The organism is Amycolatopsis stemonae, from assembly GCF_054781455.1.
Genome location: NZ_BAAGUJ010000004.1, coordinates 211,641 through 231,557 on the forward strand (window position 1 = coordinate 211,641; position 19,917 = coordinate 231,557).

Genomic DNA, 19,917 nt, shown 5'->3' on the forward strand with positions numbered 1-19,917 from the left:
GGACGTGAGTACCATGATGGCATGGAAGTACCATATGAGTCCACGGGCCGGCAGCGGCAAAAGGGCCGGACCCGCGCCGCGCTGGTCACGGCCGCCCACGACCTGCTCGCGCGGGGTGAGTCGCCGACGGTCGAGGACGCCGCGACGGCGGCCGGGATCTCCCGCACGACCGCCTACCGGTACTTCCCCAACCAGCGCGCGCTGCTCCTCGCGGCCTACCCCGAAATCCGGGACGACGCGGGCCTGCTGCCCCCGGACGCCCCCGCGGACCCCGCCGCGCGCCTGGACCTGGTGATGCGGGAGTTCGTCCGGTTCACGCTGCGCTGGGAGCCGCAGCTGCGCGCCCAGCTGCGGCTGTCCCTGGAACCCGGCGCGGACCAGCCGGTGCTGCGGCGCGGGCGGGCGATCCGCTGGATCGAGGAGGCCTTGGCGCCGCTGGCCTCGACCCACCCGGAGCTGGATGTGCCCGGCCTGGCGATCGCGATCCGCTCCGCGACGGGCATCGAGTCCCTGGTGTGGCTGACCGACATCGGCGGCCTCGACCGCGACCGCGCGGCGGCCGTGCTGGCGGGGTCGGCGCAGGCGATCCTGCGCGCGGCGGTGGAGCCGGCTAGCTGATCGGCACCGTCGCGACGCAGGACGCCGTGCCGTTGTCGAACTTCATGGAGGCCGTTCCGCGGGCGGTGGCCGGGATCGCCAGGCCGTCGGGCAGGGTCTGGCTGTGCTCACCGTTCGTCGCCGGGCTGACGCGGCTGTAGATCGTGTGCGTCGTGATGCCGTCGAAGTAGGAGATCCGCAGCAGCTGGGTGCCGGCGTCGCCGATGTACGGGCCCGCCGTCGTGATCGCGCTCAGCGGCCGGTGGTAGCCGCCGGAGGTTTCGTACCGCAGCGTGAACGTCCCGGCGAAGCCGCCGGAGTGGCAGGTGCTCGTCACCTGCTTGACCGTCGCCGCCTGGGCCGGGGCCGCCAGGACCGTAGCCAGCATCGCGACGAGCCCCGCCCGCACCGCAGTCTTCATCCGTTCCTCCGTCTCGGTTCCCGCCATCCTGCCGGGTCCCGCTTCCGTTCCGCTTCCCTCAGCCGGCGGTCCGCACGAGCAGGACCGGGCACGCCGCGTGGTGCAGGAGGGCCTGGCCGGTCGAGCCCAGCAGCAGCCCGGGGAAACCGCCGCGGCCGCGGTCGCCGAGGACGACCAGCTGGGCCGCGCCGCTGCGCTCGATGAGCTCGCGCCGCGGGTGGGCGTGGACGACGACCTGCTCGAGCGCGACGTCGCCGGTCTCCTGGTCGAGCAGCCGCTCGCCGAGCAGCCGCTGCCCGGCTTCGGTGACGCAGCGCGGGTCCTGCCGCGGCGGCGGGGTGTCGGCCCAGGCGTGCAGCACGACGAGCGAAGCGTGGCGCGCGCGGGCTTCGGCGAGCGCGGCGGCGAGGACCCGGGCGCCGGCTTCGCTGCCGTCGATGCCGGTGACGACCGGGCGCTCGGCGGCTCCGGGCTCGTCCCAGCTGTCCCCGCGCACGACGGCGGTGTCGCAGTGCGCGTGCGTGCCGACGGCGGCGGCCACGGACCCGGCCAGCAGGCTGGTGAGCCTGCCGTGCCCGGCCGACCCGACGACCAGCAGCGCGGCCGACCGGGACGCCTCGATCAGCGTCTGCGCGGCCCGGTCGGGGTCGAGCCGGGTCGCCGCCCCGGGAACCCCTTGCGCGGCCGCGAGTTCCGCGGCCGTGCGCAGGGCTCGCCGGCCCCGCGCGCGGAGGGCGTCGACCATCTCGTCGGGTGGCGGCACGACGCCGCCGGCGAGCAGCGCCGGGATGTCGAGCGCGTGCACGATTTCGAGCGGTGCGCCCCGCAGCCCGGCGGTGCGCGCGGCCCAGCGGACGGCGTCGAGCGACTCGGCCGACCCGTCCACCCCGGTGACGATCGGCGCGGCGGTCATGCGACGACTCTAGGCCCGCCCGAGGGTCCGGCGCGCCGACCAGCCGAGCAGGGCCAGCTCCAGGACGGCGAACCCGGCCAGGACCACCGAACCGGACGCCACGAGCATCGCGAGACCGATCAGCAGCACGGGCACCACCAGACCCGCGTAGGCGGCCAGGAACAAGGCGGCCAGGACCTCGCCGCGGGTGAGGTCGTCCGCGAGGGCGGCCACCGTGCCGACCGCGGCGCGGAAACCGAGCCCGAAGCCGGCTCCGGCCAGCACGCTCGCGCCGAAGAACAGCGGCAGCGAACCCGTGAACGCCGACACCGCCAGCAGCACCAGGCCCGTGCCCATCAGCGTGTACCCGGACCGCAGCTGGGGGCGGGTGCCGAGCCGCGCGAACGCCACCTGGGCGAGCGCGGCGCTGCCGAGCATGGTGAACGGCGCGAGCCCGGCGAGCAGCCGCGACGGCTCGTGCAGCTCGTGCGCCAGCAGCGTCGGGGCGAGCGCCATGAACAGGCCGCTGAGCGCGAACGCGGCGAACACGCCGATCGCGGCGCCGGTGAACTCGGACCGGGCGGCCGCCGGCAGGGACAGCCGCTGCGGCCGGTACGCGGGACGCTCTTCGCGACGTTCGACGGTCTCCGGCACCAGGCTCACGGCGATCGCCTCGAGCAGCAGCACCACCAGGAACACGGCGAACGGAGTGCTCAGCGGGCGCCCGGCGAACTGCGCGAACACCGCACTCACGAGCGGGCCCAGCGCGAGACCGCCCGCGTTGACGACCGTCGCGACGAGGCCCGGCCGCGGCTGCGGGCGCAGCTCGGACAGGTGCGCGGTGGCCGTCGCGGTGATCGCGCCGATCCCGGCGCCGCTGACCAGCCGCGCGACGATCAGGCCGGGAACCTCCGGCCAGAGCAGGAACACCGCGGCGGACAACGCCTCGGCCAGCAGCCCCGCGACGAGCACGCGGCGGCGGCCCAGCCAGTCGCTGACGTGCCCCGCGAGGTACAGGCTCAGCATCACCCCGACCGCGTACGCGGCGAAGACGACCGTGACGAGGAACGCCGGAAACCCGTCCCGCTGCTGGTAAAGCGCGTAGAGCGGGGTCGGGACGGTGGAGAACGCGAGCGCCGTCGCGAACGCGACCGCGACGACGCGGAACCCGAGGCCGTGGCTCACGCGGAGCCGGGCCGGGGACAGGGTGACGGACATCGGGACCTTCCGGGGTTTCCAGGGATCTTCCGCACTCCACGATGTCCCCGCCGACTCAGTAAGTCCAACGAAAAGTCCTGGTCCCAGTTATCGCTAAGATCGATGAATGGAGACGCGTCAGCTCGAGTACTTCGTCGCCGTGGCCGAGGAGCTCAGCTTCACCCGGGCCGCCCAGCGGCTGTTCGCGGTGCAGTCGACGGTGTCCGCCGCCGTCCGGGCCCTGGAGACCGAGCTGGGGACCCGGCTGTTCGACCGGTCCACCCGCCGGGTCGCGCTTTCGGCGGCCGGCGAGGCGTTCCTGCCCGAGGCGAAGAGCGCGATCGAGGCACTGGAACGCGCCCGGGCGACCGTCCAGGAGGCGGCCGAGGGCCTGCGCGGCAGCCTGCGGATCGGCACGCTGACGTCGATCGGCGGCATCGACCTGCCCGAGCTGCTCGGGGCGTTCCACCGCCGCCACCCCCGCGTGGACATCCACGTCACGGTGTCGATCACCGGCTCGACCGGGCTCGCCGAAGAGGTCCGGCAAGGCCGCCTCGACCTCGCCGTGGTGGGCCTGCCCGAGACCGATCTCGCCGGGCTGGCCGTCCTGCGGGTCGAGACGCGGCCGTTCGTCGTGCTGCTGCCGCGGACCCATCCGCTGGCGGCGCGGAAGGCCGTGCGGCTCGCGGACCTCGCCGGCGAGTCGTTCATCGACACGCCGCGCGGGTTCGGCAACCGCGTCGCGATGGACCGCGCCTACGACGCGCTCGGGTCGCCCCGCCGGGTCACCGTCGAGGTCGCGGACCTGCGCACGGTGCCGGGCTACGTGCGCGCCGGGCTGGGCGTCGCGGTCGTCCCGGACACGCCGTCGCCGGACGAGCCGGACGTCGTCGTGCTGCCGCTCGCGGGATCCGGGCTGGACTGGCCGCTCAACGTCGTCACGTCGGGGGCGAAGCCGCCGAGCCGGGCCCTGCGGACGCTGCTCGACCTCGTCGGCGCGTCCCGCCATATTTGAACGTGTTCAACTCCTTCGGTACGGTGGCCTGGGGCGGACCGTGAAGGGGGACTTCATGAAGGTCGTCATCCCCGGGGGCACCGGGCACCTCGGGCGGGTGCTGAGCCGCTGGCTGGCCGGACGCGGCGACGAGGTCGTCGTGCTCACCCGGCGGGACGTCGCACCGGAGCCGGGCGTCCGGCACGTCCGCTGGGACGGGCGCGCGGCCGGGCCGTGGACGGGCGAACTCGACGGCTGCGACGTCGTGCTCAACCTGGCCGGCCGGTCGGTGAACTGCCGCTACACCCGCGCGAACCTGCGTGAGATGTGGAACTCGCGGGTGGACTCGGCGCGCGTCGTCGGCGGCGCGATCGAGCGGGCCGCGCGGCCGCCGCGCGTCTGGCTGCAGATGAGCACGGCCACGATCTACGCGCACCGCCACGACGCGGCGAACGACGAGACCACCGGCGTCCTCGGCGGCGGCGAACCGGGCGTGCCCGGCTACTGGGCCTACAGCGTCGACCTCGCCCGGGCGTGGGAACGCGAGCAGGAGAAGGCGGACACCCCGCGCACCCGCAAGGTCGCGCTGCGGACGGCGATGGTGATGAGCCGGGAGCCCGGCGGCGCGTTCGAGATGCTGCTGCGGCTGACCCGGCTGGGCCTCGGCGGCCCGGTCGCGGGCGGCGGCCAGTACCTGTCGTGGATCCACGAAGCCGACCTGGTCCGCGCGCTCGACTTCCTCGTCGCGCGCGACGACCTGAGCGGGCCGGTGAACCTGGCGGCCCCGGAACCGGTGCCGTACCGGGACTTCCTGCGTGCGCTGCGGGCGGCCGCGGGGGTCCCGTTCGGGCTCCCGGCGACGAAGTGGATGGCGCGGATCGGGGCGTTCGCGCTGCGCAGCGACACCGAGCTGCTGCTGAAGAGCCGTCGCGTGGTCCCGGGACGGCTGCTGGAGGCGGGGTTCGTCTTCGCGCACCCCGAATGGCCGGCGGCGGCGCGGGACCTGCTGGGCAGTCCACAGAGGACGGTCAGCTGAGGCCGGCGTTGTCCCGCAGCCGCCGCAGCATCAGCGCGAGGTGCAGCCGGAACCGGCCCGCGGGGGAGTCGACCTCGAACCCGAGGACGGCTTCGGCGCGGGCCAGGCGGGCCGGCATCGTGCTGTGGTGGCGGTGCAGGACCGCCGCGGCCTTGCGGGCCGAGCCGGTCGCGCACAACGCGTCGAGCGCGGAAAGCGTGTCGTCGCCGTGGACTTCGGCCGCCAGCCGGTCGAGGGCCCGGACGTCGGCCAGCTCGGCGAAGTCCGCTTCGGCGAGCTTGCCGGCGAGCGGGGCGAGGCTCCCGAGCCGGTCCCACCAGACGACCGGCTCGGCCGCCGAGGTGAAGCGCAACGCCGTCCGGGCCGCGGCCCACGAGCGGGCGACGTCGAGGGCGGGCACCTCCGGGCCGATGCCCGCCCGGCCGCTGTCCGGCAGCGGCCCGGGTGCCACGCCGGTCAGCACGGCGCGCACGCCGCCCAGCTGGGCCGACCGCCCGGCGAGCCCGTCGACACCGGTGCCCGCGAGCACGCGCAGCCGGGCCGCCGGGGCGATGCCGAGCAGGTGCAACGCCCGCGACCGCTCGGCCGTGCCGACGTCTTCGGAGAGCACCAGCTCGATCAGCGCCGGGTCGCCGAGCTCCGGCCGGGGCACGCCGGTGTGCTCCAGCAGGATCGCGGCGGCGATCGCGAACCGCTCCAGCAGCATGTCGTCGAGCGGGATCGGCGCGCCGTCCCGCGCCACCCACACCTCGACGCCGCCTTCGAGCGCACGCGTGGCGGCTCCGGGCGGCGGCGTCCCCGGCGTCGTGACGTCTCCGCTCGCGTCCGCGCGCAGCGACAGGCCCTGACCGGGGGCGTGCACGCCGACCGGGCAGCCGGCGAGCTCGGCCGTGCTGCGCACCAGCGCGTCCAGGCCGGCGCGGCCGGTGATCAGGCGGTCGAAGAACCCGATCACCCGCACGGCGTTCTCGGCGTCGGCGTCGAGCCCGGACAGCCGCAGCAGCAGCCCCTTCATGCCGTCACGATAGGCGCGCCCGCCGCCGGATGGCGAGGTCCGGCGCGGGAACACCCGCCGCGTGGCGGTGGCCCGGGCCGGGTCGCGCGGCCGAAGATCGGGGCATGACCTACGCGATCGATCCCGAGCTGCTGCCCTGGCTGGACATGCTGCCGTCCGTGACGCTGACCGACTACGACGCCCTGCTCGCCGCGCGCTCTTCGATGGGGGAGCTGGGCGACCTCCTGCCGGCGTACGAGCCGGTGAACCCGGTCGACGTCCGGGACACCGCGGTGCCCGGCCCGTCCGACGCCCCGGACGTCCCGGTGCGCGTGTACGGCCCCGCGAACCGCACCGGCGCGGTGCCCGGCCTGCTCTACATCCACGGCGGCGGGTTCGTCCTCGGCGACCTGGACATGTTCCACGCCCAGCTGCTGCGCCTGGTCGACGAGCTCGGGATCGTGATCGTGTCGGTGGACTACCGGCTGGCGCCCGAGCACCCGTTCCCGGCGCCGGTCGAGGACTGCTACGCGGCCCTCAAGTGGGTCGAGGCCAAGGCGCCGGAGCTGGGCATCGACCCGGCCCGGCTGGCCGTCGGCGGCGAAAGCGCGGGCGGCGGGCTCTCGGCGGCGGTGGCGCTGCTCGCCCGCGACCGCGGCGGCCCGGCGCTCTGCTTCCAGTACCTCGGCATCCCGGAGCTGGACGACCGCCTGGACACCGCGTCCATGCGCGCGTACACGGACACGCCGCTGTGGAACCGGCCCAACGCGATCTACAGCTGGACCAGCTACCTCGGCGCCGAGCCGGGCGGCGAGGACGTTTCGCCCTACGCGGCCCCGGCCCGGGCCGCCGACCTGGCCGGGCTGCCGCCCGCGTTCGTGACGACGTGCCAGTTCGACCCGTTGCGGGACGAGGGAATCCGGTACGCGCAGCGCCTGGCCCACGCCGGCGTCGCGACCGAGCTGCGGCACTACCCGGGCACGTTCCACGGCTCGGGGATGGTGGAGACGGCGGCGATCTCCCGGCGGATGCTGGCCGACGAGATCGAGGCGCTGCGCCGCGGGCTGCGGATCACCGCGGCCGGCTAGTTCCCCGGCGGGACGGCGAGCACCGCCCACACCACCTTGCCGCCCGACTGCGTGTGCGTGCAGCCGCACTTCCGCGCCAGCCGGACGACGACGTCGAGGCCGTTCGCCGGGCTGTCGGGCCGCCGCGGGCGAGGCAGCCGGACGGGCCGGGGGTCGTCGTCGGCGACCGCGACCGTGAGGTTGCCGTCCCACAGCTCCAGCCGCAGCCGGGCCGGCGAGGTGGTGCGCTCGGCGGCGCTCGCGACGAGCTTCCCGGCCACGGCGACCGCGTCTGCGCCGAGCTCGCCGATCCGCCAGTTGTCGCAGGTGTCGGCGACGAACCGCTCGGCCGCGAGAACGCTCAGGCCGGACGGCGGCAGCCACAGCTCCGTGCGGTGCCGGGGCGCCGGGGTGCCGAGGTTGTCGAGTGCTTCGGCCACGCTCGGGTACAGCCGGAGGAACGGCCGGGCCGGCGTGGTCCGGAACAGGGCTTCGTGCGGCGGCCCGGGGACCACGGCCAGGGGCACCGTCGACCACTGCGAGATGCGCATCCAGGCGGCGACGAAGACGCTGACGAGGTAGTCGTCCGTGATCTCCAGGGCGTCGAGGTCGGCGACGACCGCGGGCGGCTGGTCCGCCGCGCACTTCAGGAGGAAGTCCCGCAGCTGCGGGTAGGTGCGGGTGGTCAGCTTGCCGGACGGGTGGACGACCGACGCCCGGGGCAGTGCGGACAGTTCGCAAGTCAGCAGGTTGTCCGTGGTCACGGATCCGCTCGACCTCTCGTGGTGGGTTCAGGCAGGCAGGCCGACCGTAAACCGCCGGTGTCTTGATCGCCATCGGGGTCGGCGACGGTTCACTCGATTCGGCTATTCAGTCGATCTGTTCGCGGGGAAAGGTAAACGTTTGGTGAGCAGAAGTCCCTCGATAGGCGGAGAAAATGACCGTCAAGATTGCCCGGATTTTCTCTCGGAAACGCGGGGTTGGGTAATTTCCCACGACGGGGTGCTCGGCCGCGGAGACGCTCTGCGCGATCATGGCGGTCCCCGTGAAAGGAGCCACCGTGGCCACCACTGCCGGACTGCTGCACCCCGGGGCGATGGGCGCCGCGGTCGGCGCCGTCCTCACCGCCGCCGGCACCCCGACCTCCTGGGTCTCCGCCGGTCGCGGGCCCGCGACGCGACGCCGGGCGGAAGCGGCCGGGCTCGCCGAGGTCCCCGACGTCGCCGGGCTGGCCGGGTGCGACGTGATCCTGAGCGTCTGCCCGCCGGCGGCCGCGCTCGACGTCGCCCGGAGCGTCGCCGCGACCGGGTTCGCCGGCGTCTACCTCGACGCGAACGCCATCAGCCCCCGGCACGCCGGGGAGGTCGAGCGGATCCTGGCCGCGGCGACCGTCGTCGACGGCGGGATCGTCGGGCCGCCGCCGCGCTCGGCCGGGACCACCCGGCTGTACCTGTCCGGGCCCGCGGCCGCCGTCGCGCATGTCGAGAGCCTCTTCGCGGCCGGCAACCTGACGCCGGTCGTGCTGGACGGTCCCGTCGGCCAGGCGTCGGCGCTCAAGCTCGCCTTCGCTTCCTACAACAAGCTGACCTTCGCGCTCGCCGCGCAGTCCCACGCGCTCGCGGAACGCCACGGCGTCGGCGGCGAGCTGCGGGAGCTCGCCGCCGACGTGCTGCCGGGCACGCCGTTCGGCGCACCCGGCGGGATCGTCTCCGCCGGGCAGCGCGCGTGGCGGTGGGAAGGCGAGATGGCGGAGATCGCCGAAGCCTGCGCCGACGCCGGGCTGTCCCCGGCCCTGCTCGTCGCCGTGCGAGAGCTGTTCGGGCGCTGGCGCGCATACCGTGACGACGACGGCGTCGGGCTCGGCGAACTCCTTCAGGCGCTGGTCACCCCGCCGGAGTGACGTCGATCAGCACCTTCCCGGTCACGCCTTCTTCCGACGCGATGTGGGCCTTCGCGGTGTCTTCGAGGGCGAAGCGGTGGACCGGCACCCCGCGGTCTTCGCCCAGCCGCAGCGCGCCGTCGGCCATCGCCGCGGTGATGTCCTCCGCACCGGCGCGGAGCTTGTCGTCCCCGACGGTGTAGAGGACGAGGAACTGGTACCGCGCGTTGAGCCACAGGTTCGCGCCGAAGTCGAGGTTGACGGTCCCGGTGCCGCGGTCGTCGCCGTAGAGCGCGACCGTGCCGCGCGGGCGCAGGACCTCGGGGTGCAGTGCGGCGTTGACCCCGGCCGCGACCTCGACGATCACGTCGACGCCGTCCGGGGCGACCTCGCGGATCCGGGTGGCGAGCTCCGGGTCGGGGTAGCGCAGCACGTGCTGGGCGCCGGCCGCCCGGGCGAGGGCCGCCTTTTCGTCGCTGCTGACGGTCGCGATCACCGTGGCACCGGCCCAGCGGCCCAGCTGGATGGTGGCGTTGCCGACCGCGCCCGCGCCGCCGCTGACCAGCACGGTCTTGCCCGCCAGCGCGCCGGCGGCGAGCCGGTTGGGCCCGTCTTCGGCGACGGTGAGGGCCCGGTGCGCGGTCAGGCCCGGGACGCCGAACCCGGCGCCGTCGTCGAACCCGACGGCGTCGGGCAGGCGGACCAGCTTCCCGGCCGGCAGCACGGTGAACTCCTGCGCGGTGCCGGCCGCGGGTGCGTGGGTGCCGGCGAGGACCAGCCACACGCGGTCGCCAGGGGAGAAGCCGGTGACGTCCGGGCCCACGGCGTCGACGACACCCGCGCCGTCCTGGTTGGGCACGGTGTCGGGCGCCTCGGTGCCGGCCGCGACGCCGCGGCCGCGCCGCGCTTTCCAGTCGGTGGGGTTGACCGCGGACACGACGACGCGGACGCGGACTTCGCCGGGTCCGGGGTCCGCGGCGGCCCGCTCGGACAGGGTCAGCACCTCGGGGCCGCCGTGGCGGCGGTAGACGACTGCTTTCATGTCCGGTGCAATCCCGCGTCACCCCCGGGTTATTCCCGCCACCGGAAATGAGCAGAGGGTAAATCCGCAGCGTGTGCGGGTCGCATATTCGGATGCGGGGGAAACGGCGGAAAACGCGCGCCGCGCGGGTGATCCCCCGGCCGGGCGATTTTCCGTGTTGCCCGAGCGAAAACGGCCGCCGTCGCAGAAACTGGGCGCGTGGGAGAGGAAAAGCGCGGCCAGGGGGACGAGCCGAGGCGCGACGACGGGGAACCGACACCGATCTTCGACGCGGTGTTCAGTGCGGCGCGCGCCCGGTCGAATACGCAGAATCCGCCGAAGGAGCCGGACAAATCAGGGCGGTGAATCGTTTTGGGCGCCCCGGGCGGGCGTGGCGCGGCCTGGCCGTGACGTATGCGCTGGTCTCGGTGGTCCAGGCGTACCTCGCGGCCACGATGGACGTGCTGTGGGCGGCGGCTCTGGCGGTGGTGTTCCTGGCGGCGGCGGTCGCGTGCGGGTTCGCGGCCTGGGGCCTGCACCGCTGACGTGTGGCACTTTGTTCGACGTTCGCGTGGAACCTGTAGCATCTCGGGTGCACGTGCATCTGCGGGTGAGGAGTGGAACGTGGCCGGGGTCGTGAACAGCATGATCGCCGCCGAGTACGCGGCGGGAGCCACGATCTCGGAGCTGGCCGAGCGCTGGGGCATCGACCCGCGCCAGGTCGTCGAGCGCATCTCCGCCGCCACCCGCTCCTGACACCCGCCACCGCTGTCGTGAGCGGGCCGGTCAGATCGCGCGTTCGCCCTTGCCGAGCACCACGATCCCGCCCTCGCTGACGTGGTAGTGCCCGCGGTCGCGGGCCAGGTCGACGCCGATGTGCGCCCCCGGCGGCACGACGACGTTCTTGTCCAGGATGGCCCGCCGCACGACCGCGCCGCGGCCGACCCGGGCGCCGTCCAGCAGCACCGAGCCCTGGACCACCGCGCCCTGCTCGACGAGCACGTCCGGCGACAGCACCGAGTCGACCACCTGCGCGCCCGAGATGATGCAGCCGTTGCTGACGATCGACTGGTTCGCCGAGCCGCCCTCGACGAACTTCGCCGCCGCGCGCTGGCCCGGGTGGGCCAGGATCGGCCACTTGCGGTTGTAGAGGTTGAAGATCGGGTGCGTCGAGATGAGGTCGGTGTGCGCGTCGTAGTAGCTGTCGATCGTCCCGACGTCGCGCCAGTACCCGTGGTCGCGTTCGGTCTCGCCGGGCACGACGTTGCCGTTGAAGTCGTAGACCGCGGCCTCGCCCGACTTGACGAGGGCCGGGATGATGTCCCGGCCCATGTCGTGGTGGGACGCGGCGTTCTCGGCGTCGGCGTGCAGCGCCTCCAGCATCACCTTGGTGGTGAAGATGTAGTTGCCCATCGACACGTACGACTCTTCGGGGGAGTCCGGCAGGCCCGGCGGGTCGTCGGGCTTCTCCATGAACGCGTCGATCATCAGGCCGTCGGTGGTCCGGATGACGCCGAACGAGCTCGCCTCGGCCCGCGGCACCCGGATCCCCGCGACCGTGACGCCGGCGCCGGAGGCGACGTGCGCCTCCAGCATCTGGCGCGGGTCCATCCGGTAGATGTTGTCGGCGCCGAACACCGCGATGTACTCGGGGTCCTCGTCGTAGACCAGGTTGAGGCTCTGGTGGATCGCGTCGGCGCTGCCCTGGTACCAGCGCGGGCCCAGCCGCTGCTGCGCCGGCACCGGCGTGACGTACTCGCCGGTCAGCGACGACAGCCGCCAGGTGGTCGAGATGTGCCGGTCGAGCGAGTGCGACTTGTACTGCGTCAGCACGCACAGCCGCCGGAACCCGCCGTGCACCATGTTCGACAGCACGAAGTCGACCAGCCGGTGCACGCCGCCGAACGGCACCGCGGGCTTGGCCCGGTCGGCGGTGAGCGGCATCAGGCGCTTGCCCTCGCCGCCCGCGAGCACGATGCCCAGGACGTCGGCTCCACTGTTCACGAAGACCTCCCGCACGCTTCGTAGAGGGCGACCGTCCGCTCGGCGATCGCCTTCCAGCCGAACTCGCCGACCGCGCGCTCGCGGCCGGCCCTACCCATCGCGGCGGCCCGGTCCGGGTCGCCCACCAGCTCGTTCAGCGCCGCGCCCAGCGCCGCTTCGTACCCCGCGGGATCCGCTTCGTCGTAGTGCACCAGCAGGCCGGTCCGGCCGTCGTCGACGACTTCGGGGATCCCGCCGACGTCGCTGGCGACCACGGCCGTGCCGCACGCCGCGGCCTCCAGGTTGACGATCCCGAGCGGCTCGTAGACCGACGGGCAGGCGAACACCGCGGCGTGGGTGAGCAGCTGGACGACCTCGCCGCGCGGCAGCATCTCCGGGATCCAGCGGACGCCGGTGCGCGTCTTCTCGAGGTCGGCGACCAGCCCGCGGAACTCCGCGTCGAGCTCGGGGGTGTCGGCGCCGCCCGCGCACAGCACCAGCTGGGTGCCGGGGTCGAGCGCCGCGCCGGCCCGCACCAGGTGCGGCACGCCCTTCTGGCGCGTGATCCGGCCGACGAACAGCACGTACGGCCGGTCGGGGTCGATGCCGTGCTTCGCCAGCGCTTCGGTGCCGGGGTCGGGGCGGTAGAGCGTGGTGTCGATGCCGTTGTGGATCACGTGGACGCGCTCGGGCGGCACGGCCGGGTAGGCGTCGAGCACGTCCCGGCGCATGCCGCCGCTGACGGCGACGATCGCGTCCGCACTTTCGTAGGCCTCGCGTTCGATCCACGACGAGACGCGGTAGCCGCCGCCGAGCTGTTCGGCCTTCCACGGCCGCAGCGGTTCCAGCGAGTGCGCGGTGACGACGTGCGGGATGCCGTGCGTCATCTTCGCCAGGTGCCCGGCCAGGTTCGCGTACCAGGTGTGGCTGTGCGCGAGGTCGTGGCCTTCGAGCGCGTTCGCCATGGACACGGCGATGTCCATGGTCGTGAACGCGGGCTGCCGGTAACCGTGCGGATCGGTGTGCCCGGTGGCGCCGGGGCGGTCCGCGCCCCAGCAGTGCACGTCGAGATCGACCAGCGGCCGCAACTCCCGGGCGAGGAACTCCACGTGAACCCCGGCCCCGCCGTAGACCTCCGGCGGGTACTCCCGGGTGAGCAGGCCGACCTTCATGACCGAACCCTATGGCCTTTCCGGCCCGTGGCGCAGTCTGGCGTCCAGGGGAACTTCGGCGAGTTTCCGGGTGATTGCTCACATGAGCGCGAAGATCAGGCCCCGTTGCCCCGGACGAGGTAGAGCCGCTGGGTTCCCGCCCACGGGGACGTCAGCGTCCAGTGGGCGAGAGCTCCGGGCGGCGGGTCGCCGTGGACCAGTGCGAAGTCGGTGACGATCGGGCGTTCACCGTAGTCGAAGAACCGGAAGTTCTCGTCGACGAGCTTGCGCCCGAGCAGCCCCAGCTGCTCCTTCCGCGCGGCGATCGCCGGGCCGACCGCGCCGCGGTCGTCGAAGAGGTCGACGATCGCGCAGCCGCAGCGGTAGGCCAGCACACCGATCTCGCCGCCGCTGCGCACGGTGCCGCCACCGACCAGCGCACCCAGCTGCTGGCCCATGCGTTCGTAGGCCGCGGTCGCGTCGTGGTTGGACATCAGCGGCGCGAACCGCCGCGGCAGGCCGTCCGAAACGTAGGTGACGACGCTGAGCGCGAGCACCCCGGCGACCGCCGCCGCGGCCCCGACGCGCACCGGCACCCGCACCACGGCCGCCGCCACGGCGGCGAGGAAGACGGTCAGCACGACCAGGCTCGGGCCGTAGTACCAGTGGTACGGCGGGACGTGCAGCCGCGTGTAGGCCAGGTAGTGGGCGATCCCGGCGGGCACGAGCGGGGCGAACGGCCGCACCCGCGCCCACAGCGGGCCTCGCCGGAAGGCGTCCGCCGCGCAGAGCGCGAACGCGAGCAGGGCGAGCCCGGCCGGGAGGAAGGCCGCGAGGGTCGCCCACGGGAAGTTCTGCGCGTACAGCCCCGGCCCGTTTCCGAAGTCCCATTCGCCCCACGACTTCTGGAGCGTTTTGATGATCACCGTGTCCGGCACCGCCGAGCCGAGCACCATCCAGCTGAAGGCGAACCAGGGGAGCGCGACGGCCGCGGCCGCCAGGACCGACTGCCAGGCCTTCTCCCAGAACCGGGCCCGCAGCGCGAAGATCACCAGGGCGATCACGACCAGGTCGAGCCGGACGAGGGCGAGCAGGCCGGTCAGGACGCCGACGGCGACCGGCCGCCGTTCCCCGGCGTACACCAGCAGCCAGGCGACGCCGGCCGCGCCGAGCTCGACCTCGAGCCCGATCGACGACAACAGCAGCGGGTTCACGGTGAGCAGGGCGACGGCGGCCGGCGCGAACCACGCCGGGAGCCCCGCCCGGTCGCCGGCCCGGCGCAGCGCGAGCACCAGCGCGACCTGGCAGAGGACGAACAGCGCCCCGGCGGCCAGTACCGCGTCGCGCAGGACCAGCGTCAGAGCCGCGAGCAGTAGCACGTTCAGCGGCGAGGTCGCGGTGTTCGACGTCTCCTCCGGGATGAGGCCCCAGTGCGCGTGGAAGGCGAGGTTGCGGGCGTAGGACAGCGTGATGAAGGTGTCGTCGACCAGGTGCGGGCGGACCAGCGCGAAGACGAGGGCGGACAGCGCGGCCACGACGCCGGGCAGTACCCAGAGCCGTGCCGGGGCGGTGAGTTCCCGCTGTTCGGTGGCCGTCACGGTTCGCGGACCAGGGTGAAGTGGCCGACGCCTTTCGCCGCCGAGTACACCTCCCAGCTGTCCGGGCCGGTCGCCGGGCCCGCGCCGTAGAGCAGCCGGTAGTCGGGCTTGCGCGGGGTGATCGAGCGGTCCAGCCAGTGGTAGTTCACCCGCAACGCGAGGCTCGTCAGCGGGCCCGCCGCCGCGATCCGCTGCCGGACCAGCTCCTTCGCGTGGCCGCGGTCGGAGAACTCGTCGATGATGGCGCACTCGCAGTAGTACGCGAGGGTGCCGATCTCACCAGGGCTGGCGACGCTCGCGCCGTCGAGTCGCGCGCCGAGCGCCTTGCCGACGCGCGCGTAGTCCTGCGCACTGGCCCAGTTCCCGAAGATCACCGGCGACGGCCACGGCACGCCCTGCGCGACGTCGATCGCCGCCGCGCCCAGCACCAGCAGCCCGGTGAGGCCGAGGGACAGCAGCGGCGGACCGGGGCGCAGGACCGGCCGCCGGCGCGTCTGGGCGTACCAGGTGCCGAAGGCGGCGACGGCGAACGTGCCCGTCGCGGTCACCGGAGCCACGTAGTACCAGTGGAACGGGCCGACGTCGAGGAACGAGTACACGACGAAGTAGAGGACGCCGCCGGCGCCCAGGGCCGCGACCGGGCCGAGCGCGGGGAACTCCGGCCACCGCACGGCGAACCGCGCCGCGGCCCACGCGCCGAGCGCGACCACGCCCAGGACCGCCGGAACGAACGTGACCAGCACGGTGACCGGCTGCCCGAGGTAGTACATGACCGGCCCGGTGGTGTAGGTCCACGGCGCGAACACCCCCACCTGCGTCTGCTTGATCGCGAGCGTGTCCGGCACGAACGAGCCGAAGACGACCCAGCTCACGACGAACCACGGCGCGGCGGTCAGCACGGCGACGCCGGCGGCGGGCAGCAGCCGGCGCCGGATCGCGGGCGCCATCACGACGACGAACACGACGAGATCGAGCCGGGTGAGAACGGCCAGCCCGGCGGCGACGCCGAACGGGATGGGCCGTCCTTCGAGCGCGAAGACCGTGAGCACCAGCAGGACGGCCGGGATCAGGAGGACTTCGAGACCGATGGCGGACAGCACGAACGGGTCGAGCAGCACGAGCGCTACGCCGAGCACCCCGGCCGCGGGCGGCAGCGCGAGCTTCCGGCCGATGCGCTGCCACGCCCAGCCGAGCACGCCGCCGCAGAGGACGGTCAGGATCCCGAGCGCGACGACGGGGTGCGGGCCGCCCGCCACCCGCGTGCAGAAGGTCAGCGCGCCGAGGAGCAGGACGTTCAGCGGCGACGTGGCGGAGTTCGCGGGCGCGCCGGGGATGAGGCCCCACTCGCCGTGCACCGCGAGGTTCTTCGCGTAGGCGAGGGTGATGTAGGCGTCGTCGGTGAGGCTTTCGCGTACCAGCAGGAAAGCGGCGGCGCCGAACACGGCCCCGAGCACCGGCAGCGCCGTTGCCCTGGTTTTCGATTCCGCCGGCACCTGATCACCTCGCGGGAGCGCCCGCTGCACAGCCACCATAGCCCGGGAAGGTAACGACGGTTCATTACCGCGGTGCTACGGCGCGGTTATGTCCGTTCGTAACCCGCCGTGTGCGTCCACTATGGACGACATCAGGTCCGCCGGCGCCGCGCGAGGAGCAGGAGGGCCGTGCCGCCGGTCAGCAGGAGCGCGCCGAGGCCGAGGACCGGGCCGACGTCGGTGCCGGTGTCCGGCAGGCCGCCGGTGCCGCCCGGGGTGGTCGGCGCGGGGCCGGGAGCCGGTGTCGACGTGGTCGTGGAGGACGCCGTCGAGGTCGACGTGGCCGTGCTCGCCGGAGTGGTCGTGGTGCCGGTGGTGGTTCCGGTGGTCGAGGTGGGGCTGGTCGGCGCGGTCGTGGAGGGGGTCGGGGTCGTGGTGGCGGTCGGGCCGGTGCTCGTGGTCGGCGTAGTGCTCGTGGTCGTCGTGGTCGGGGTGGTCGTGGGCGGCTCGGGCTTCTCCCGGCACGAGGGCAGCTCGCCGACGAACGGGTACGCGTGGAACTCCTGGCCGCTGCCCTGGCCGGCGCTCGAGCCGTGGACCAGGCTGCCCGCGGTGAAGAAGCGGCCGTTGGTGCCCGGCAGCGTCACGGTCGTCGTGCCGGCCGCGTTGCCCGCGAGCACGCTGCCCTGGAACATGCCGCTGCCGATGAGGTGGACCGCCGTCGCGTCGGGGAAGTTCCACAGCAGCCGGGGGCGCAGGCGGTTGAGCGGGTCGCGGTCGTCGAGGGTGCCGCTGTAGGTGTTGATCGTCCGGGTCGCGCCGGTGAGGTTGACCAGCACCGTCGCGCCGTCGGGGATGCCGGTGAACGCGATGCCCTGCGTGCTGCCGCCGGGTCCGGCGATGTCCTGGTCGAGGGTGAAGACCTGCAGGGCCGACTTGCCGTCGCCGGTGAAGAGCGTCTGGTAGCCCTGGTTGCGCACGGTCCCGGTCGCCGGTCGCGGCGCGCCGTCGGTCCGGGCGTAGCACTGGCTCGCGGCGGTGAGCTGCGCGCGCAGGTCCGCGTACGGCCGCATCGCCGCCGGGTCGTGGACGAGCTTGCCGATGACGGTGCCGGTGACCGTCCCGGCGTGCCGGACCACGCCGCCGGCCGAGTCGCCGACGGCGTCGAGGCGCTGGCCGTCGGCGACCGCCAGGTCTCCGCCGACGGTCAGGAAGTCGGCGCCGTCCGGGGGCGGCACGCGGGAGCCGACCCCGGCGACGCCGACGTTGTAGAGCGAGGACCCGGACGTCTTCCGCAGCGTGAAGTCCCCGCCGACGACCACCCGGCCCTCGGCTTCGGCGGCGCTGCCGGTGACGCGCATGCCGCCGCCGACGAAGACGTTGATGCCGTTGTCGCGCCCGGCGAACGAGCCGTTGCCGACCGGTGGGTAGGGGTCCGGGCACGTCCCGGGCACGCACGGCCCCAGGCCGCCGGGCAGCGGATCGGCGTGCGCGGACCGCACGACGGGCACCGAAAGGACCACGAGCCCGCAGGCCGCCAGCGCCGCCAGCGCGGCATGGGTCACGCGCACGGGACCTCCCCTGTCCACTGTGGACTCTCCGGGCGGGACGATAGCGGCAGGTCAGGCCCGGCGCTCGGTGATCCACTCGATCGTGCGGGGCACCTGCGGGGGACCGACCTGGGCCGATGAAATCCGGGTGAACGTCATCTTCCTCCCCGGGCGGGATGCGCCCGCGCGGCGCGCTTCCTAGGCTGGACGTCGTGAGGGGGAGGGTGGTGAGCGCGGTCCGGGCCCGCCTGGAGGCGAGCCTCGGGCAGGCCGGGATCGCGCTCCCGTGGTGGGTTCCGGTGGGCGTCACCGCCTTCGGCACGATCCTGTCCGTGGCCGCCGTCGCGCAGCGCGGTGCCCTGGTGCCACCCCAGCCGATCGCGCTCGCCGGGCTCCTCGCGGTCGTGACGGCGGTCGTCTGGGCGGTCACCGGCGCCATCGTGCCGCCGTGGCTCAAGGCCCTCACCGTGCTCGCGGCCGTCGCGATCCTGCTGTCCGATCCGGCCGTCCCCGACTTCGCGCCGGTCGTGCTCGTCGTCCTCGCGGCCGAGACGGCGTCGATCGCCCGGCCGGTGGTCGCGTTCTCGGTCGCCGCGGCGAGCGTCGCCACGCTGGCCGTGGCCGCCGCGTGGGTCGGGCTGGTCGGGTTCCCCGTCTACGTCGCGGCGGTGCTGCTGGGCACCGGCGGCGGGTTCATGATGCGCTGGTACGTGCGGGCGCTGGACGCCGAGCGCGCCGCGCGGGACGCCGTCCGCGACCAGGCCGTCCTCGCCGAACGCCAGCGCATCGCCCGCGAGGTGCACGACGTCGTCGCCCATTCGCTGAGCATCACGCTGCTGCACCTGACCGGCACCCGGCACGCCCTGCAGCAGGACCGCGACGTCGAGGAGGCCCTCGAAGGGCTCGCGGAGGCCGAACGCGTCGGACGGACCGCGATGGCCGACATCCGCCGGACCGTCGGGCTGCTCGCCGAATCGCCGTCCGGCACCCGCCCGCTGCCGGACGTCCGCGACATCGCCGCGCTGGTCGACCGCACGCGCGCCGCCGGGCTCGAGGTCCACTACGAACAGGCCGGCGACCTCGCCGCGGTGCCGGACCTGGCCGGGCTCGGCCTCTACCGCATCGCCCAGGAGTCGCTGGCCAACATCGCCAAGCACGGCGCCGGCGCGCCGGCCCGGATGCGGCTCGACGTCGGCCCGGCCGGGGCCCGCCTGGTCGTCCGCAACCGGCTCCCCGCCGGCGGGGAGCTGGGCCCGGGCGGCTCGGGCCTCAAGGGGATGTCCGCGCGGGCGGGCCAGCTGGGGGCCGAGCTGAGCGCGGGTCCGGACGGGACGGACTGGGTGGTGGCCGTCAGCCTGCCCGCGGGGGCCGCGCCGTGACGGCCGGCGAAGTCAAGGTCCTGCTCGTCGACGACCAGGAGCTGGTGCGGTCCGGGCTGCGGCGGATCCTGCGCCCGCGCGACGGGTTCGTCATCGCGGGGGAGTGCGGCGACGGCTCGGAAGTCCCCGCCGCACTGGCCGCCGCCGACGTCGACGTCGTCGTGATGGACCTGCGGATGAAGCACGTCGACGGTATCGAGGCGACCCGGCGGATCGGCGGCCGGACGCCCGTGCTGGCCCTGACCACCTTCGACGACGACGAGCTGCTCGCCGGCGTCCTGCGCGCGGGCGCGGTCGGCTACATCCTCAAGGACTCGCCCGCCGAGGACCTCATCCGCGCCGTGCGCGCGGTCGCCGCGGGCGACGCCTGGCTCGACGCGGCGGTGACCGCGCGCGTCCTCACGACCTTCCGGCGCGCGCCCGCCGACGAACCCGCCGGCCCGCCGCCGGGCCTCCTGACCCCGCGCGAGCTGGACGTCCTGCGGGCGGCCGGGCGCGGGCTGACGAACGCCGAGATCGCCGCGTCCCTGATCGTCTCCGAGCTGACCGTGAAGAGCCACCTGAGCCGGATCTTCGCCAAGCTGGGCCTGCGCGACCGGGCCGCGGCCGTCGTGTACGCGTTCGACCACGGCATCGTCACCCCGCGGACGTCCATTGTGGACGACGCGCCGGTGCCGCCGGTCGTC

The 19,917-nt window shown here is 74.2% G+C and carries 19 protein-coding genes and 1 pseudogene; 9 read left to right on the forward strand and 11 right to left on the reverse strand.

From position 1 onward, the window contains the following. Positions 1-21 precede the first annotated feature (21 nt). Positions 22-618, forward strand: coding sequence for a TetR/AcrR family transcriptional regulator (locus ACYVLJ_RS16815; protein WP_460439275.1), 597 nt, complete (start codon positions 22-24; stop codon positions 616-618). On the opposite strand, the gene ACYVLJ_RS16820 is transcribed toward ACYVLJ_RS16815, so the two are convergent. Genes ACYVLJ_RS16820 through ACYVLJ_RS16830 form a run of 3 tightly spaced genes read right to left on the reverse strand, consistent with a single transcriptional unit; the run spans position 611 to position 3,128 of the window. Next, the gene (locus tag ACYVLJ_RS16820) at positions 611-1,018 is read right to left on the reverse strand and encodes a hypothetical protein (RefSeq protein ID WP_460439276.1); all 408 of its coding nucleotides are present in this window, start codon (positions 1,016-1,018) and stop codon (positions 611-613) included. The two genes, ACYVLJ_RS16815 and ACYVLJ_RS16820, sit on opposite strands and share 8 nt — an antisense overlap. Before the next feature lie 58 nt (positions 1,019-1,076). Further along, a complete protein-coding gene (locus ACYVLJ_RS16825) occupies positions 1,077-1,931 on the reverse strand; it encodes an adenine nucleotide alpha hydrolase family protein (protein WP_460439277.1) in 855 nt (284 codons plus the stop codon). Between the two features lie 9 nt (positions 1,932-1,940). Next, positions 1,941-3,128 carry an MFS transporter gene (locus tag ACYVLJ_RS16830; protein ID WP_460439278.1) on the reverse strand — a complete coding sequence of 396 codons (1,188 nt, stop codon included), beginning with the start codon at positions 3,126-3,128 and terminating at the stop codon, positions 1,941-1,943. 106 nt (positions 3,129-3,234) lie between these two features. Between ACYVLJ_RS16830 and ACYVLJ_RS16835 the strand changes: the two genes are divergently transcribed. Together ACYVLJ_RS16835 and ACYVLJ_RS16840 are read left to right on the forward strand one after the other, a co-directional pair. Then, on the forward strand, positions 3,235-4,122 hold the full coding sequence (locus ACYVLJ_RS16835) for a LysR family transcriptional regulator (protein ID WP_460439279.1): 888 nt from the start codon (positions 3,235-3,237) through the stop codon (positions 4,120-4,122). A 55-nt stretch (positions 4,123-4,177) separates the two neighbouring features. Beyond that, complete coding sequence (locus ACYVLJ_RS16840; RefSeq protein ID WP_460439280.1) at positions 4,178-5,137, forward strand: epimerase; 960 nt, start codon at positions 4,178-4,180, stop codon at positions 5,135-5,137. Here the strand turns inward: ACYVLJ_RS16840 and ACYVLJ_RS16845 are convergent. Continuing rightward, on the reverse strand, positions 5,130-6,152 hold the full coding sequence (locus ACYVLJ_RS16845; RefSeq protein WP_460439281.1) for a CdaR family protein: 1,023 nt from the start codon (positions 6,150-6,152) through the stop codon (positions 5,130-5,132). The genes ACYVLJ_RS16840 and ACYVLJ_RS16845 overlap by 8 nt on opposite strands. A 104-nt stretch (positions 6,153-6,256) precedes the next feature. Between ACYVLJ_RS16845 and ACYVLJ_RS16850 the strand changes: the two genes are divergently transcribed. Then, a complete protein-coding gene (locus tag ACYVLJ_RS16850; protein WP_460439282.1) occupies positions 6,257-7,219 on the forward strand; it encodes an alpha/beta hydrolase in 963 nt (320 codons plus the stop codon). On the opposite strand, the gene ACYVLJ_RS16855 is transcribed toward ACYVLJ_RS16850, so the two are convergent. Then, entirely contained in the window at positions 7,216-7,962 is a 747-nt protein-coding gene (locus tag ACYVLJ_RS16855; protein ID WP_460439283.1) for an STAS domain-containing protein, read from the reverse strand. The genes ACYVLJ_RS16850 and ACYVLJ_RS16855 overlap by 4 nt on opposite strands. Positions 7,963-8,258: 296 nt before the next feature. Between ACYVLJ_RS16855 and ACYVLJ_RS16860 the strand changes: the two genes are divergently transcribed. Continuing rightward, the gene (locus tag ACYVLJ_RS16860) at positions 8,259-9,098 is read left to right on the forward strand and encodes an NAD(P)-binding domain-containing protein (protein ID WP_460439284.1); all 840 of its coding nucleotides are present in this window, start codon (positions 8,259-8,261) and stop codon (positions 9,096-9,098) included. On the opposite strand, the gene ACYVLJ_RS16865 is transcribed toward ACYVLJ_RS16860, so the two are convergent. Then, entirely contained in the window at positions 9,082-10,119 is a 1,038-nt protein-coding gene (locus ACYVLJ_RS16865) for an NADPH:quinone reductase (protein ID WP_460439285.1), read from the reverse strand. The two genes, ACYVLJ_RS16860 and ACYVLJ_RS16865, sit on opposite strands and share 17 nt — an antisense overlap. Positions 10,120-10,505: 386 nt before the next feature. Between ACYVLJ_RS16865 and ACYVLJ_RS16870 the strand changes: the two genes are divergently transcribed. Both ACYVLJ_RS16870 and ACYVLJ_RS16875 read left to right on the forward strand, forming a co-directional pair. Beyond that, the gene (locus ACYVLJ_RS16870) at positions 10,506-10,643 is read left to right on the forward strand and encodes a hypothetical protein (RefSeq protein ID WP_451980582.1); all 138 of its coding nucleotides are present in this window, start codon (positions 10,506-10,508) and stop codon (positions 10,641-10,643) included. A gap of 79 nt (positions 10,644-10,722) precedes the next feature. After that, entirely contained in the window at positions 10,723-10,854 is a 132-nt protein-coding gene (locus ACYVLJ_RS16875; protein WP_264086319.1) for a hypothetical protein, read from the forward strand. 30 nt (positions 10,855-10,884) lie between these two features. Here the strand turns inward: ACYVLJ_RS16875 and glgC are convergent, their stop codons facing one another. The 5 genes from glgC to ACYVLJ_RS16900 form a co-directional block, all read right to left on the reverse strand. Further along, positions 10,885-12,102, reverse strand: a complete 1,218-nt coding sequence (gene glgC, locus ACYVLJ_RS16880; protein WP_460439286.1) for a glucose-1-phosphate adenylyltransferase — start codon at positions 12,100-12,102, stop codon at positions 10,885-10,887. Further along, positions 12,099-13,253 carry a glycogen synthase gene (glgA, locus tag ACYVLJ_RS16885; protein WP_451980588.1) on the reverse strand — a complete coding sequence of 385 codons (1,155 nt, stop codon included), beginning with the start codon at positions 13,251-13,253 and terminating at the stop codon, positions 12,099-12,101. Before glgA ends, glgC begins: the two co-directional genes overlap by 4 nt. A 95-nt stretch (positions 13,254-13,348) precedes the next feature. Continuing rightward, complete coding sequence (locus ACYVLJ_RS16890; protein WP_460439287.1) at positions 13,349-14,830, reverse strand: hypothetical protein; 1,482 nt, start codon at positions 14,828-14,830, stop codon at positions 13,349-13,351. After that, positions 14,827-16,323 carry a hypothetical protein gene (locus ACYVLJ_RS16895; protein ID WP_460439288.1) on the reverse strand — a complete coding sequence of 499 codons (1,497 nt, stop codon included), beginning with the start codon at positions 16,321-16,323 and terminating at the stop codon, positions 14,827-14,829. The genes ACYVLJ_RS16890 and ACYVLJ_RS16895 overlap by 4 nt, the downstream gene beginning before the upstream one ends. A gap of 131 nt (positions 16,324-16,454) precedes the next feature. Continuing rightward, a complete protein-coding gene (locus tag ACYVLJ_RS16900) occupies positions 16,455-17,873 on the reverse strand; it encodes a choice-of-anchor A family protein (protein ID WP_460439289.1) in 1,419 nt (472 codons plus the stop codon). Positions 17,874-18,064: 191 nt separating this feature from the next. Here ACYVLJ_RS16900 and ACYVLJ_RS16905 point away from each other — a divergent pair, with 191 nt between their 5' ends. Both ACYVLJ_RS16905 and ACYVLJ_RS16910 read left to right on the forward strand, forming a co-directional pair. Further along, entirely contained in the window at positions 18,065-19,231 is a 1,167-nt protein-coding gene (locus tag ACYVLJ_RS16905; RefSeq protein WP_460439290.1) for a sensor histidine kinase, read from the forward strand. Continuing rightward, positions 19,228-19,875: pseudogene (locus ACYVLJ_RS16910) on the forward strand (response regulator); the annotation flags it as partial. The gene ACYVLJ_RS16905 and the pseudogene ACYVLJ_RS16910, both read left to right, overlap by 4 nt. Positions 19,876-19,917: the final 42 nt, after the last annotated feature.

What these genes read in the sequence shown, in the direction of transcription:
- ACYVLJ_RS16830 (WP_460439278.1), bottom strand. Translation starts at nt 3,128, where the DNA reads ATGTCCGTCACCCTGTCCCCGGCCCGGCTCCGCGTGAGCCACGGCCTC.
- ACYVLJ_RS16840 (WP_460439280.1), top strand. Translation starts at nt 4,178, where the DNA reads ATGAAGGTCGTCATCCCCGGGGGCACCGGGCACCTCGGGCGGGTGCTG.
- ACYVLJ_RS16815 (WP_460439275.1), top strand. Translation starts at nt 22, where the DNA reads ATGGAAGTACCATATGAGTCCACGGGCCGGCAGCGGCAAAAGGGCCGG.
- ACYVLJ_RS16845 (WP_460439281.1), bottom strand. Translation starts at nt 6,152, where the DNA reads ATGAAGGGGCTGCTGCTGCGGCTGTCCGGGCTCGACGCCGACGCCGAG.
- ACYVLJ_RS16850 (WP_460439282.1), top strand. Translation starts at nt 6,257, where the DNA reads ATGACCTACGCGATCGATCCCGAGCTGCTGCCCTGGCTGGACATGCTG.
- ACYVLJ_RS16865 (WP_460439285.1), bottom strand. Translation starts at nt 10,119, where the DNA reads ATGAAAGCAGTCGTCTACCGCCGCCACGGCGGCCCCGAGGTGCTGACC.
- glgA (WP_451980588.1), bottom strand. Translation starts at nt 13,253, where the DNA reads ATGAAGGTCGGCCTGCTCACCCGGGAGTACCCGCCGGAGGTCTACGGC.
- ACYVLJ_RS16825 (WP_460439277.1), bottom strand. Translation starts at nt 1,931, where the DNA reads ATGACCGCCGCGCCGATCGTCACCGGGGTGGACGGGTCGGCCGAGTCG.
- ACYVLJ_RS16820 (WP_460439276.1), bottom strand. Translation starts at nt 1,018, where the DNA reads ATGAAGACTGCGGTGCGGGCGGGGCTCGTCGCGATGCTGGCTACGGTC.
- ACYVLJ_RS16835 (WP_460439279.1), top strand. Translation starts at nt 3,235, where the DNA reads ATGGAGACGCGTCAGCTCGAGTACTTCGTCGCCGTGGCCGAGGAGCTC.